Source organism: Psychrobacter sp. JCM 18902 (genome assembly GCF_904846615.1).
GTDB lineage: Bacteria > Pseudomonadota > Gammaproteobacteria > Pseudomonadales > Moraxellaceae > Psychrobacter.
The window spans coordinates 1261777-1275409 of the sequence record NZ_CAJHBK010000001.1 but is presented as its reverse complement, the minus strand read 5'-3'; the positions used below and the strand labels follow the sequence as shown (position 1 = coordinate 1275409).

The 13633-nt window shown below is 43.7% G+C and carries 11 protein-coding genes; 5 read left to right on the top strand and 6 right to left on the bottom strand.

The window, feature by feature from the left end; all coding sequences use genetic code 11:
* Positions 1-146 precede the first annotated feature (146 nt).
* From JMY05_RS05200 to JMY05_RS05185, 4 genes are all read left to right on the top strand, one after another.
* The gene (locus JMY05_RS05200; RefSeq protein ID WP_413786580.1) at positions 147-2468 is read left to right on the top strand and encodes a bifunctional prephenate dehydrogenase/3-phosphoshikimate 1-carboxyvinyltransferase; all 2322 of its coding nucleotides are present in this window, start codon (positions 147-149) and stop codon (positions 2466-2468) included.
* A 307-nt stretch (positions 2469-2775) separates the two neighbouring features.
* A complete protein-coding gene (rarD, locus tag JMY05_RS05195) occupies positions 2776-3738 on the top strand; it encodes an EamA family transporter RarD (RefSeq protein ID WP_201614375.1) in 963 nt (320 codons plus the stop codon).
* Between the two features lie 50 nt (positions 3739-3788).
* Positions 3789-4199, top strand: coding sequence for a dihydroneopterin aldolase (gene folB / locus JMY05_RS05190; RefSeq protein WP_201614373.1), 411 nt, complete (start codon positions 3789-3791; stop codon positions 4197-4199).
* Complete coding sequence (locus JMY05_RS05185; RefSeq protein ID WP_227678113.1) at positions 4189-4755, top strand: 2-amino-4-hydroxy-6-hydroxymethyldihydropteridine diphosphokinase; 567 nt, start codon at positions 4189-4191, stop codon at positions 4753-4755. Before folB ends, JMY05_RS05185 begins: the two co-directional genes overlap by 11 nt.
* A 138-nt stretch (positions 4756-4893) precedes the next feature.
* Here the strand turns inward: JMY05_RS05185 and JMY05_RS05180 are convergent, their stop codons facing one another.
* Positions 4894-5628 carry a glucose 1-dehydrogenase gene (locus JMY05_RS05180; protein ID WP_045448280.1) on the bottom strand — a complete coding sequence of 245 codons (735 nt, stop codon included), beginning with the start codon at positions 5626-5628 and terminating at the stop codon, positions 4894-4896.
* 174 nt (positions 5629-5802) lie between these two features.
* Here JMY05_RS05180 and JMY05_RS05175 point away from each other — a divergent pair, with 174 nt between their 5' ends.
* Positions 5803-6348 (top strand): DUF924 family protein, encoded by a 546-nt coding sequence (locus JMY05_RS05175; protein ID WP_201614371.1) that lies wholly within the window; start codon positions 5803-5805, stop codon positions 6346-6348.
* Between the two features lie 110 nt (positions 6349-6458).
* On the opposite strand, the gene cysE is transcribed toward JMY05_RS05175, so the two are convergent.
* The 5 genes from cysE to dnaE all read right to left on the bottom strand — a co-directional run bounded on the left by cysE (position 6459) and on the right by dnaE (position 13351).
* Complete coding sequence (gene cysE / locus JMY05_RS05170; protein WP_413786579.1) at positions 6459-7379, bottom strand: serine O-acetyltransferase; 921 nt, start codon at positions 7377-7379, stop codon at positions 6459-6461.
* Positions 7380-7567: 188 nt separating this feature from the next.
* Positions 7568-8014, bottom strand: coding sequence for a YtoQ family protein (locus JMY05_RS05165; RefSeq protein WP_265089051.1), 447 nt, complete (start codon positions 8012-8014; stop codon positions 7568-7570).
* Between the two features lie 112 nt (positions 8015-8126).
* A complete protein-coding gene (locus JMY05_RS05160) occupies positions 8127-9020 on the bottom strand; it encodes an RNA methyltransferase (RefSeq protein ID WP_201614369.1) in 894 nt (297 codons plus the stop codon).
* Positions 9020-9397, bottom strand: coding sequence for an Hpt domain-containing protein (locus JMY05_RS05155; RefSeq protein ID WP_045447903.1), 378 nt, complete (start codon positions 9395-9397; stop codon positions 9020-9022). Before JMY05_RS05155 ends, JMY05_RS05160 begins: the two co-directional genes overlap by 1 nt.
* A gap of 243 nt (positions 9398-9640) precedes the next feature.
* Positions 9641-13351, bottom strand: a complete 3711-nt coding sequence (gene dnaE / locus JMY05_RS05150; RefSeq protein ID WP_201614367.1) for a DNA polymerase III subunit alpha — start codon at positions 13349-13351, stop codon at positions 9641-9643.
* Positions 13352-13633 lie beyond the last annotated feature (282 nt).

Sequence of the window (13633 nt, the reverse complement as noted above, 5' to 3'; positions counted from 1 at the left end):
ATAAGTAAATAATTTATTAATCATTTTCATGACACTAGCGTCGGCTTGTTTTAGTCATTCTGACGCTAGTTTGTTTAACGAGAAAAGCCGTGAGTCGCCAGCAAAACAATATAAGCAATCAAAACATAAGCAATCAAAACAATAATATGCAGTGTATGAATACTCAGCCGCCGTTATGTAAACAAATTTGCGTGATTGGTCTAGGGCTTATCGGTGCAAGCCTTGCCCAAGCCATTAAAGACAATGGTTTAAGTGAGCGTTTGGTGGCGGTTGATAGACATACGCCAAGCATCGACGAAGCCATTCAGCACGGCTTATTAGACGCTGGTAGCGCTGTTTTAAACGAAGTAGTGTTTGGTAGTGATTTGATTGTTATCGCTGTACCAGTACAGGCTGTGCAAGCCGTATTTGTCGATATCAAAGCAGCGATGGATAATGGACAACTTGCCACTGATTGCATCATTACTGATGTTTGTAGCACCAAGGTCAATATAATTGACGCTGCCAAAGCCGTCTTTGGCTCATTGCCTATAGGTCTTGTTCCAGCGCATCCGATTGCGGGTGCTGAGAATTCAGGATATCATGCCAGACGTGCGACATTGTTTGTTAATCATAGTGTCATTATCTGCGAGCTACCAACGACCCATAATAGCGCCATTGCTAAGCTGCGGCAGTTATGGGAAGCAGTGGGTGCAAACGTTATGTCAATGGATGCAGAACACCACGATCGCATATTGGCGCACACCAGCCATTTGCCACATCTGCTTGCCTTCAATTTGGTTGAGCAATTGGCGAGCCATGATGATAATTTAGATATGTTTCGCTACGCAGCGGGCGGCTTTCGTGACTTTAGCCGTATCGCTGCCAGTGACCCTAAAATGTGGCATGATATATTTTTTGCCAACGAAAGCGCGATTGTTAGCGCCCTTGATGAGTATGGCGTTTACCTACAGACCATGCGTCAGCTTATCATCGATAAAGATTCAACCGCCCTGATGGGACTTTTGGGCCGCGCGCAAGCCGCACGGCGACATTTTGGCCATATGTTAGCCAGCACTCCTTATACGGATACTTCTGCCATGTCAGCTTCTTATAATATTACTCCTAGCAATACTGTATTGGGCACTATTGCCATTCCTGGTGACAAGTCTATCTCGCATCGCAGCATTATGCTGGGCAGCCTTGCGACAGGCGTGACCAATGTCACTGGATTTTTGGAAGGGGAAGATGCGCTTGCCACCTTGCAAGCCTTCCGTGATATGGGCGTGACCATTGAAGGGCCTGATAACGGAAAATTGACCATTCATGGCGTGGGTATGAACGGTCTGAAACCGAGTAAAACACCATTGTATATGGGCAACTCAGGTACTAGCATGCGCCTGCTGGCTGGTATCTTAGCGGCGCAATCATTTGACAGCGTGTTGACAGGTGATACCAGCCTGAACAAGCGCCCAATGGAGCGTGTGGCCGCACCTTTACGCGAGATGGGTGCAGTCATTCAAAGTACAGGTCATAGTGGTACGGCGCCACTTAGTATTACTGGTCGAGCGACTATCGGTAAGCCATTACAAGGTATCGATTATGAGATGCCTGTGGCTTCTGCGCAGATTAAATCCTGCTTGTTGCTGGCTGGACTTTGGGCAGAAGGCACCACAACCGTTATTCAACCTGAAGTCAGCCGCGATCATACCGAGCGTATGCTTTCAGCTTTTGGTTATCCAGTAACAGTCGATGGCAACCGCATCAGTGTGGCAGGTGGCGGGCAACTCACAGGTGGTGATATCGCTGTCCCTGCTGATATATCCTCTGCGGCATTTTTTATGGTCGCTGCTGCGATCAGCCAAAATAGTGAGTTGACCTTGACGCAAGTAGGTATTAATCCGACACGCACGGGCATTATCGATATCTTAAAACTCATGCAAGCAGATATCAGCTTAAGTAATGAGACACATGTGGGCGGCGAACCAGTGGCAGATATTACTATTCGTAGCTCAAACCTAAAAGGTATTGAAATCCCAGAGCATTTAGTGCCATTAGCGATTGACGAATTTCCAGTATTGTTCATTGCTGCCAGCTGTGCGCAAGGTCGTACGGTGTTAACTGGTGCTAAAGAGCTGCGCGTAAAAGAGTCTGATCGTATTGCAGTTATGGCAGAAGGATTACAAACACTGGGTATTGACTGTACAGTGACGGAAGATGGTTTGATTATTGAAGGTAAGGGTATTGAACGCGAAGGTATTGAGGGTCAAAATAGCAAGGTCAATAATAGCCAGCCTGTCTTTGGTGGCGGTCATATTACCTCGCACCATGATCATCGCATTGCTATGAGTTTTGCCATTGCCAGCTTACGTGCATCCAAGCAAATTACTATTGAAGGCGTTGAGACCGTAAATACCAGTTTCCCAGGATTTGCAGAGCTTGCCAATCACATTGGAATGTCTATTAAAGTTGATAATGCTGCGGTTTAATACCAAAAACTATATTAACTTGCTGAATAGTATTATTGGCTTTTGCAAGGTTGAGCTTTAAAGTACTGAATTGTAAAATGCTGGCTACAGCATTCCATAAAGTCTAAAAAGTTGCTCATTAGCCTTGATGTAAATGTTGTTTTTAAAGTTGTTATCGTTAGCAATGTGTTGATGCCTATATTGGCATGAGCACATTGCTTTTTAACTTGCATCCTATCTGTAGTGACCCTGCGCTTTTGCCATTGAATTGATATAAAAATTAATATGGGGCAAGAGTGCGCTTTGCTCTAAAAAGTTGTACTGTACTATGACCACCCAAAACGTCATCAAAAAACCAGTTACGCCCATTAAAACAACCAGACGTGGCATCATCACCGCACTCATTGCCTTTTTTATCTGGGGTGGGTTTCCATTATATTTTAAACAATTGGCCGCCTACGATGCGACCGAGATTATCGGTCACCGTATTATTTGGACGTTTGCTTGCTTGCTTATCGTGTTGGTAGTCACCAAGCGCTGGCAATGGATCGATACCTTAAAGAAAAATCCGAGATGGATCGCGTTTTCATTTATATCGGGTTTGATTATTGCCACCAACTGGCTCACTTATGTATGGGCCGTCAATCACGACCGCATTCTCGAAGCCAGTTTGGGGTATTTTATCGGACCATTGGTGGGCGTTGCGCTATCGATGATTTTATTCAAAGAGCGCTTACGTATGCTGCAATGGGTTGCCATCGGTTTCGCCTTATTATCCGTGGTCATTCAAGTAGTTATGATTGGTAGCTTGCCATGGATATCACTGATTTTAGCCTTTAGTTTTAGTACTTATGGCACCATTCAACGGCAGACACCTTTGACGGCAGTCGATGCTATGTTTGTCGAAACAACGATGTTGGTGCCGATTTGCTTATGGTGGTTCTGGCAAGCAGATGTGGTCAGCAGTCAATTGAGTTTTTGGTTTAGTCCCAATATTTGGCTACTAATGATCGCAGGGCCGATTACCTTGATACCGCTGTTATTGTTTAATAAATCTACCAAGCTCGTTGCTTATAGTATTTTAAGTTTTATGAATTATCTGACGCCGACCTTTATCTTCTTCTTAGCGGTGTTCTATTATAACGAGCCATTTGATTTACAGCGTCTTGCAGTGTTTGGTCTGATTTGGTTTGGTCTGTTATTATTCAGCATTGATTTATGGCGTCATCGCCCTAGTAAAGCGCTAAAAGCTGCGCGTTTACGTGAAGAGGCGTTGCAGAAAACCAATTAAAAAACCTGAGTTCAAAATCTAATTAAAATTTAGTAAACAAGGATGAGAGCATGTTTCATACCGAATCTGATGTAGTATTCGTTAAAGGCTTAACAGTAGAAGCAGTCATCGGTGTTTACGCGTGGGAGCGCGCAATCACGCAGCCGCTGCTGATTGATATAGCACTTGAAACAGATATCAGCCGTGCGGCTATCTCAGATAATGTCAATGATGCGCTGAATTATAAAGCGGTTTGCGATGATGTGAGCGCGTGGTGCCAAGCGATTAAAGCGCAGTTGCTAGAGCATTTAGCGGGGCAAATCGCTGATAAGTTGCTTGCAAAATATAGCTGTCATAAAATAACGTTAAGCGTTGCCAAGCCGACAGCCATCAAGCAAGCGGATTCGGTTGGGGTGCAGATCACGCGTTATGCAACGGTCATCGAAGATAAGCCAGTTGTAAGCAAAGACGATGATGCATAATATGCATAAAAATTTGGCTGATTTGAGTCTTGAAACGCTAAAAAAGCAGACGCCTGAACAGTTGCAAACGCAGTCTGTGACGGCAGTATTATTGGCTTTAGGCAGTAATTATCAAGCTGAGCATTATCTGCCACTTGTCCGAAAAGATCTAGCGGCGCTAGGGGAAATACAGTTATCTACTGCGTTTGAAAATCCTGACTTTACATCGACCGAAGCGCAACCAAAGCCCGATTATACCAATCAGTGCGTTTATTTGTGCTTAGTAGAGCCCATGACACTGCAACAGTTACAGCAGGTTTTTAAAGATCTTGAAGGTGACTGTCATAGGCAGCGTCTAACAGAAGCTCAGACGCCAATAAAAAAAGTTACGATGGATATCGATATTCTCTTGATAGAAACGCTATTAATAGAAGTTGTTTCTGATGAAAATAGCCTAAGCAGTAATAAAGAATTTGAAGAGTTTAATTGGATTGTAATGGCAGATCGTTACCCATTCAAAGCGCATGAAAGAGCAGGGGTAGAGGAGTTGATGAAAGATCATTTCTTAAAAGGTTAAATGAAGCAGCCCAAATGCTATTCTAAATAAGTAAAAGTTATTGAGGACACGCCCTAGTGTTTTTCTTAAAACCTCTCAAAATAAAAGCTGAGCAAAATGCCCAGCCTATATCACATTTAAAAATTTTAACTATTACGCCTACTGTGCGGTCAAACCACCATCAATAACAAACTCTGAACCTGTTGAGTAGCTTGATTCATCAGACGCTAAAAACAACACCATGCCGCTGACTTCTTCTGGCTGAGCAACACGTCTCATCGGAATAGTTTTGGCAAATGCTTCAACCGCATCTTTGGTATCGCCTTGCATAATCATCGGTGTGGCAATGACGCCTGGATGAATTGAGTTCACGCGAATGCCATGAGGGGCGCACTCTAATGCTGCCGCTTTGGTCATACCGCGTACCGCAAATTTAGAATCGGTATAGCCGATAGCGCCGCCAACCAAGCCATTAATTGATGAGATATTGATGATAGAACCTTGTTTGGCGGATTTCATCGTTGGAATGACTGCTTTCATGCCTAAAAAGACCGACACCTGATTAATCTCTAGAATCTTGCGATACGCTTCTACTGACGTATCTAAAATAGATTTGTGCGTAGTGATACCTGCATTATTTACCAAGACATCAATTTTGCCAAATTTATCTTGGGTGGCTGTAACAACTTGCGTCCAATCTTCTTCACTAGTGACATCATGCTTAATAAATAAAGCGCTATCGCCAAGCTCTTTTGCTAATGCGTCGCCTTTATCAGCATTGATGTCGGTCAAGACGACTTTTGCGCCTTCTTGCATACACAAACGTGCATGAGTCTCGCCCATGCCTTGAGCGGCACCTGTGATAATAATCACTTTGTCTTGTAAACGAGCCATAAGTTTTCCTGTTTTTTTTAGTTATGAATAATGAAAGAGTATAGGACAGAATCGCTAAATACTCCTTAGTGATTATGAAACCAAAAGTCAATACTTGATGTTTTTAAAAGATAGTTTTAAACATAGCTTTGAACAATGCTTTTGGCTGATTTTTTTAAATAATGTAGTGAGGAAATGATGTACAACGACATATTAAATTTCTGTTTTGATGAGGCAGGTAGTGAGCAGTTTTTTGAGAAAGATATAGCGTTTGATCAATTATTAATAGAGCGATACAGTGATATACTTGAGCAAGCCGCCGCCGTAGAATTTTATACATGGCGAAGCAGCATAAAAGGGCGTTTAGCAGAAATTATTATATTGGATCAATTTTCACGCAATATTTACCGTGATACGCCAGCGGCTTTTGCCCAACATGCGATGAGTCTCGCGCTCGCGCAAGAAGCGGTTGCTGCATGTGCATTAGAGGCGCTTGAAACGATGGATGAACGTAAGTTTTTATTGATGCCTTATATGCACAGCGAATCAAAACTGATTCATCAGCAAGCAGAAAAGCTATTTAAGCAATATACCAATGCAGACACCGTGGATGCTGAGCTTAAACATAAAGTGATTATCGATCGTTTTGGTCGTTATCCACATCGTAATGACATTTTAGGTCGGGTTTCGAGTAGCGAAGAAATAGCGTTTTTGACCCAGCCTGACTCATCTTTTTTATAAATATTGTCTGTTAACTAGCTAGTCCATAAAGCGCTGCTTATCAATTGGTTAAAATAGAAAAAGAGGCTGTTTGGCCTCTTTTTTATTCAGTATTGACGACAGCTAGAAGATTACTTCTGCTCAGCGCCTATCTCATCTATCTCATCTATCTCATCTATATCGGCACGGCCAATCACATCGATATCCTCTAAGCACAGTTTGTCATATTCTTTTTTACAAAAGTTAGGATCGATTTTGCACATCGCTGTTTGTAGTTGATCGAGGCGATTTTCTGATTGTTGGATATGTTCTAGCATTTTAGCAAACGCTTCAGCCACAGGATCTTGTGAGGATGGGTCGATGCCATAAGCCCGAAACGCGTTTTCGCGTGCTAAATGATTGGTGGATTTTTCATCTATTGATTTTTTATCTACTGCTTTTTTATTTATGCCATTATCTGTAGAAGCAGCTTGCGCCACTTTTTCTTGTTGCTTGGCATCATCGACTTTTTTGACAATTGGATTGCCCTTTTCATCATGATGGTCTGATATCATCCGAGCGGCGCTGCCGACCATGGTCGCACCTGCTGGTACTGCCTTTACTACGACGGCATTTGAGCCAATTTTGGCGCCTTTACCGACAGTAAATGGCCCCAATACTTTAGCACCAGCACCAACGATAACCCCATCTTCCAAAGTAGGGTGGCGCTTGCCATTGTTCCAAGAGACGCCGCCAAGTGTGACCCCGTGATAAAGGGTCACATCATTGCCAATCTCTGCCGTTTCGCCAATGACAATGCCCATACCATGGTCAATAAAAAACCGTCGACCGATTTTGGCAGCAGGGTGTATCTCAATACCTGTGATGATGCGTGAGCCATAAGAAATTACTCGCGCCGCCAGCTTTTGGTCGTTTTGCCACAGACAATGTGCGCCGCGATGCAAAATAAGTGCATGAATACCGGGGTAGGTCAGGATGACTTCCAGACTATTACGCGCAGCAGGATCACGGTTAAATACCGCATCGATATCTTCTTTTAGGTCTTTTTTGATGCGTGAAAGTGATTTGAATAAGGCAGTTGGCAATGACATAAATTGTCCTATCGTATTTTTGATTACAATCAATTTAGTTATAGCAGCTTTGCAGCACAAAATATAGCGATGAGCGATAAATAAAAACAGACGGCTGATAGATAAAATACCAGTCATTGACAATTTATCTATAGGCAATTATTTATGATTTAGCTATCACTGACAACATATTTTAGCAGCTCAACAACTTGCTCTGGCGTTTGCGCCCATGCCATTGCCGCAGCATCGACTTCTTTTAGCGGATGGATAATATCTTCAGCATGAAGGGTAATGTACGGCTTGCTTAAAGCCGCGCAGTAGCCAGCATCGAATGCAGCGTTCCACTGTTTATATTTATCACCAAAACGAATGATAGCAATATCGCATTTTTGAATCATGTTTTTGGTGCGAATCGCATTTACCTTTGATGACTGATGGTCGCGCCAGAAACCATTATCCTCTTTACCGAGTACGTCACCGGCGGCATCGCTGGCTTCATGTTCAGTCACTGCGGAGGTAAAAGTAATGTCTAAACCTTTGTCTTTTGCGCCTTGCATGATTTTTTGTCGCCAGTCGGTGTGTATTTCTCCGGACAAATAAACGTTCCAATTCATCATCAATTCCTTTTTATTATTGAATCATATCATTTTTAAAATCATAGCATTTGTAAATGCTACTGCTGTTATTGCAACAGAAACTCAATGCCAGAAACCTGGCATATTAAAAGCTTTAGTCTTTTGCAAGTTTGGCAATCAAAGCACTGAGTAGCTGATACTCTTTTTGATCAAGCTGTAAGCGTGAGCCCAGTCGTGACAGCCGCGATGGTAATGACTTCAAGTTTTCGCTATCGGCTAAACCTCGTTGAACCATCAGTTCAGTGGTGCGATGAGTTAGCTGTTGCAGTTGTTGCTGAGTAATCGCGGGCTCATCCCATTGCTGACGTAAATGTACATCGAGCATTGGCTGAGTAGTAGTGCTCAAAGCAGTATCTAAACTATCCGCTGTCTGAGTGTGTGATTGCGCGTAAGCAAAAATAAAGCTAGCGATTACTTGCACGGCTGACGCGACATTGAGTACAGGGTAAGCAGGGTTGGCATCGATTTGGATATGATAATCGGCATAAGCCAATTCTTCATTGGTCAATCCACGATCTTCACGCCCAAATAGGATAGCGATATTTGGTTTACTAGCAGTAGCAGCCGATAGGGTATCAGCATTGCTATCGTCTTTGCTCGACGCCGACTGTTTATCGATAAAATCAAATATAATCTTAGCAGCTTGCGTGGGTGTCACGACAGGGCGGGGCAAATGACGACTGCGACTGCTGGCAGCAAATACCAACTGGCAATCCGCAATAGCAGATTCTAAAGTAGGTGCAATCAAGGCTAATGATAGCAGCTCGCTTCCACCTGCTGCATGAGACATACTGGTTTCATCAATTGGCAGTTTAGGATCAACGACCGTCAAACGTGACAATCCCATGGTATGCATCGCGCGTGCCGCCGAGCCAATATTGGCAGGCAAAGTGGTATTAACCATGACAACTTGCACACAAGCCAAATAGTCGCTCACTGTATGATGGACAGTAGATGCTGCTAATATAGGGGTGGAATCATTACTCATTACAACCCCAGTCTTAGATTGATTTCTTGTTCTGCGCGTTGCAATGCGGCGGCGATACTTTCAATCAGTGCCGATTGCTCGCTGATAAGACGCTCGCGGCAGCGCTCTTGTAACTGGCTGCTCAAGTTCATTAATTGGGTCGTGCCCAAGTTGGCGCTGGCCCCTTTTAGCGCATGAGCAACCTCAAAACCATTGGCATTGTCATTTTCTTGCTGAGCGACTCGCAGCGCACTTACTCGCTGTTGACTGTCAGTGATATACACTTGTATCAAATCAGCAAAGTCTTCTTCTAACAAATCACGCATGTCTTCAAATTGCTCATGATTAATGATTTCTTCAGCTTGGTGAGCCATATTTTTATTTGGGGTTTCATCCATGGTTTTATGTCCAATTCTAAAAGTTAAAACGGTAAAGGGTTTGTAATAAATACGTCAATGTTCTTCAGGTATTAGGGCGTGTCCTCATTTCAATCAATTACTCTCTAAATGGGCTAAACATGGCTAAATTTTGTTAAACATCGTCGAATAGCTTATCAATATCTCGATATTAACATCGCTATCTTCCTTGTTTGACGGCAATTTATCTCATTTTTATCACCATTTTTAAAATGAGGATACGCCCTAGCTATAATGGAAATGTAAATTGTCTTCACTAACCATATTCTTTAATTGCTGTAAGTTGTCATCGTTGGGATAGATGCGCCAGTGCTCAGATAGTCCTACGTTAGCGATGCCAAATTCCTCATAAATGCTCAGTCCCAGTGGCAGACAATTATCATTAATGGAGGCGTCAGTATTGCTCAAAGCATTGTTCACATAGCTTTGATTAGCATTATTTTGATTTATGTCATTTTCTAGTGCCAATAAATCATTGCCATTTTCATCATACAAACTTCCGCCCATCGCAGCATCGTAGCCACTATTGCCATTAAAGCTGCCACTTTGCTCGTCTTGCTCGTTGTCATGAGACAGTTTTGGTGCTGGAATAATGCTGGCTTGTGCAGACTTGAGTAACGGTTGCAGTCGCGTCAGCAGATTGATATCGCTGCCATGAATTTTAATACTGATTTTTTTCATCCATCTTAGGCGCGCATCGACCATGCTCATGGCACTATCAAGACGGGCAAATAAACGCCCATCACGCTCACGAATGCTGCCTTTGATGATGACGACTTCATCAATTTTCAACTGTTCTTTGACACGATTGAAACGCTCGGCATAGCAGCTTACTTCCAGCCTTGAAGTGCCGTCATCTAAGATAATGACGTTGCGATTACCAAAGTTGGCAATATCAATAATCAATCCGGCGAAATAACAGCTACCGTTATAGCCCGTGTCAGTCAGTTTGTCGAGACGAGTGCCTGAGGTATAGCGTTTTAACTCATCCAAGTATTCATTGATTGGATGACCCGTCAAATACAATCCTAACGTGTTCTTTTCTGCTTTTAAACGATGTTTATCACCCCAAATCAGCTCTGGCGTCATAACCAGTGGCGGCGCGGCGACGACACCATCCATTTCACCAAACAAATCCATCATGCCGATTTCACGGTTCTGACGGTCTTGTTCAGCAGCTTGTACGGCACTTGGCAGCTGGCTCATTAATGCGCCGCGAATCTCGTACGCTTCATCGGCTGGTAAATCTGGTCGCAGGGTGGCTGCAAAGTCATCAAAACAACCTGCGTTTATCAGTCCCTCTAAAGTGCGTTTATTGACCTTTTTAATATCAACGCGGCGACAAAAATCATAGAGATCTTTAAACGGACCTTCACGGCGGCGTGCATCAACGATAGACTCAACCGCACCTTCACCAACGCCTTTAATCGCACCTAAGCCATAAATAATATTGGTCGGTGTATCGGCAACAAAATGCCACTCACTGCGATTTACCGATGGATTAACGACGGTTAAATCAAAGTTTTCACGGCAATCATTGATAAAGAACACCACGTTATCGGTGTTGTTCATATCGGAAGTTAATACCGCCGCCATAAATTCAGCAGGGTAGTATTGTTTGAGATAAGCGGTCTGATAAGCGAGCACGCCATAAGCGGCGGAATGTGAGCGGTTAAAACCGTAACCGGCGAACTTCTCCATCAAGTCAAACACGCCACCTGACGTCGCCTCATCAATACCTTGCTCTGTTGCACCAGTAATGAAAATATCGCGCTGCTTAGCCATTTCCTCAGGTTTCTTTTTACCCATAGCACGGCGAAGCATATCTGCGCCGCCCAAGCTGTAGCCTGCCATGACCTGCGAGATTTGCATGACTTGTTCTTGATAGACAATAACGCCATTGGTATTTTCTAAAATCGGCTCAAGATTGGGATGGTCATAGATGACTTCCTCACGACCATGTTTGCGGTCGATATACATCTCTACCATGCCAGCGTCCAGTGGGCCTGGGCGATAAAGCGCACACATGGCGATCACATCTTCGATGTTGGTCGGTTGTAATTTCGCCAGATACTTTTTCATACCCATACTTTCTAACTGAAAGACGGCAGTGGTCTTGGCATCTTGCAAGAGCTTGTAGGCTTTTTTATCATCTAACGGTAGGTCTTCTAATACCAACGCATCTTTGCCTTCTTTGGCACGGCGCAGATTGATATTTCTGACCGCGGCATCAATCACGGTCAAGTTACGTAGACCCAAGAAGTCAAATTTTACTAGCCCAACGGCTTCAACGTCATCTTTATCAAACTGGCTGACACGGTGACCTTCATCATCACAATAAATCGCGCTAAAATCTGTGATTCTGTGCGGCGCAATCAATACGCCACCAGCATGTTTACCCACGTTCCGGCAAATACCTTCAAGCTTAGTCGCCATTTCCCACACTTCAGTGGCATCTTCGTAATCCATATTGTCAGGATTGGAGATTAAGTCTTTAAGCTGAGGCTCTTGTTCAAGCGCTTGACTGAGGGTGATACCCGGTGTTTTGGGAATAAGTTTCGACATTTTGCTGGCAAGGAAGTAGGATTTACTTTGTGCTCGCGCGACATCTCGTACAACCGCTTTTGCTGCCATCGTACCAAAGGTAATGATTTGCGAGACTGCTTCACGACCATAGGTTTGCGCGACATAATCAATAACGCGGTCGCGACCTTCAATACAGAAGTCAATATCGAAATCGGGCATGGACACACGCTCAGGGTTTAAAAAGCGCTCAAACAATAAGTCGTAATGAATAGGGTCGAGGTCGGTAATATTGAGCGAATAAGCAACGAGCGAGCCTGCACCAGAACCACGACCAGGACCGACTGGTACGCCATTGGCTTTTGCCCAGCGGATAAAGTCCATCACGATGAGGAAGTAACCAGGAAAGCCCATTGAAAGAATAACCTTTAGCTCATACTCTAAGCGGTCATCATATCTTTGGCGAAACTCGCTCCAATTATCGCTACGTTTCTCGATGGGGAATAGTTTATCTAGTCGATTATTCAGACCCCGTATTGATTCTGCGCGAAAAAACGATTCAATCGTCTCACCTTCAGGCACAGGAAAGTCAGGTAGTACGTTGATACCAAGCGTCAACGTCACATTACAACGGCTTGCTAAGCGCAAAGTATTGTCGATAACCTGCGGAATATCAGCAAATAGCTGCTGCATTTGCGCTTGGGTTTTAAGATATTGCGCATCGGAATAAGTTTGCGGGCGATTTTGGTCGGCAAGTACGTAGGAGCCTGCGATACAAACCCGTGCTTCGTGAGCATCGAAGTCATCCTGCTCTAAGAAACGCACGTCATTATGAGCAATGATAGGAATATGATGCTTACCACCAGAGTGAATAGCCGCTTTAATAAAGGCGTCTTCACCTGAGCGATTGGTACGCTTGATGGCAAAATATAAGCGATCATCAAACTGCGCTTGCCATTCTATTAGCAGCTCATCGGCTTTTTCTGGCATCGAGCCAACCAGTGCCTGACCGACATCTGATTTTTCAGTAAATAAGACAATCACGCCTGCCGCATGCGCTAGAATATGACTGCGCTTGACGACTGGTACACCATGATTGGCATCGTCGGCGCGCCCTTCGGTAAAGCCAAGCGATACGATACGAGTGATGTTTTGATAGCCCTCGTTGTCCATCGCGAGTAGGGTGAGCCGTGTGTCTTCATTTTCCATGATGACTTCACTGCCGATAATGGGCTTGATACCAGCACCTAGGCAGGCACGATAAAACTTCACCGTGGCATACAGATTGGACAAATCGGTCAATGCCAGCGCGCGCTGATGGTCAGCCGCCGCAGCTTTCACTAGCGGCTTGATACGCACGATAGAATCAGTGATTGAATATTCGCTGTGGATGCCAAGGTGTACAAATGCCATAAAAGACTCTTACTAGTACGATCAAAAGCAATAAGCTATCGATAAAATAAAGGATGTTTATCCGTTATTTATATTGATGTTCAAAGGTAAATAAGACCTCGATAGCCATGTTGATACGTTTTAAATGGGGTCGTCAATAATAGCATTATTTGCCGTAGACAGCCACTGATTCAAAGGGTTTAATCTGAGTGAGAGGATTTGTTTTTCTTATTTATAAAGGTGAAATTTTGCTGTGTTTTGTCTCAATAGTTGGTAGCATAAACATTTGTCCTTAAGTTATTG

Coding starts and splice junctions, on each gene's coding strand:
- JMY05_RS05160 (WP_201614369.1), bottom strand. CDS start 9,020: ATGAGTAATGATTCCACCCCTATATTAGCAGCATCTACTGTCCATCAT.
- JMY05_RS05165 (WP_265089051.1), bottom strand. CDS start 8,014: ATGATGAATTGGAACGTTTATTTGTCCGGAGAAATACACACCGACTGG.
- JMY05_RS05155 (WP_045447903.1), bottom strand. CDS start 9,397: ATGGATGAAACCCCAAATAAAAATATGGCTCACCAAGCTGAAGAAATC.
- JMY05_RS05175 (WP_201614371.1), top strand. CDS start 5,803: ATGATGTACAACGACATATTAAATTTCTGTTTTGATGAGGCAGGTAGT.
- rarD (WP_201614375.1), top strand. CDS start 2,776: ATGACCACCCAAAACGTCATCAAAAAACCAGTTACGCCCATTAAAACA.
- dnaE (WP_201614367.1), bottom strand. CDS start 13,351: ATGGCATTTGTACACCTTGGCATCCACAGCGAATATTCAATCACTGAT.
- JMY05_RS05185 (WP_227678113.1), top strand. CDS start 4,189: ATGATGCATAATATGCATAAAAATTTGGCTGATTTGAGTCTTGAAACG.
- JMY05_RS05200 (WP_413786580.1), top strand. CDS start 147: ATGCAGTGTATGAATACTCAGCCGCCGTTATGTAAACAAATTTGCGTG.
- folB (WP_201614373.1), top strand. CDS start 3,789: ATGTTTCATACCGAATCTGATGTAGTATTCGTTAAAGGCTTAACAGTA.
- JMY05_RS05180 (WP_045448280.1), bottom strand. CDS start 5,628: ATGGCTCGTTTACAAGACAAAGTGATTATTATCACAGGTGCCGCTCAA.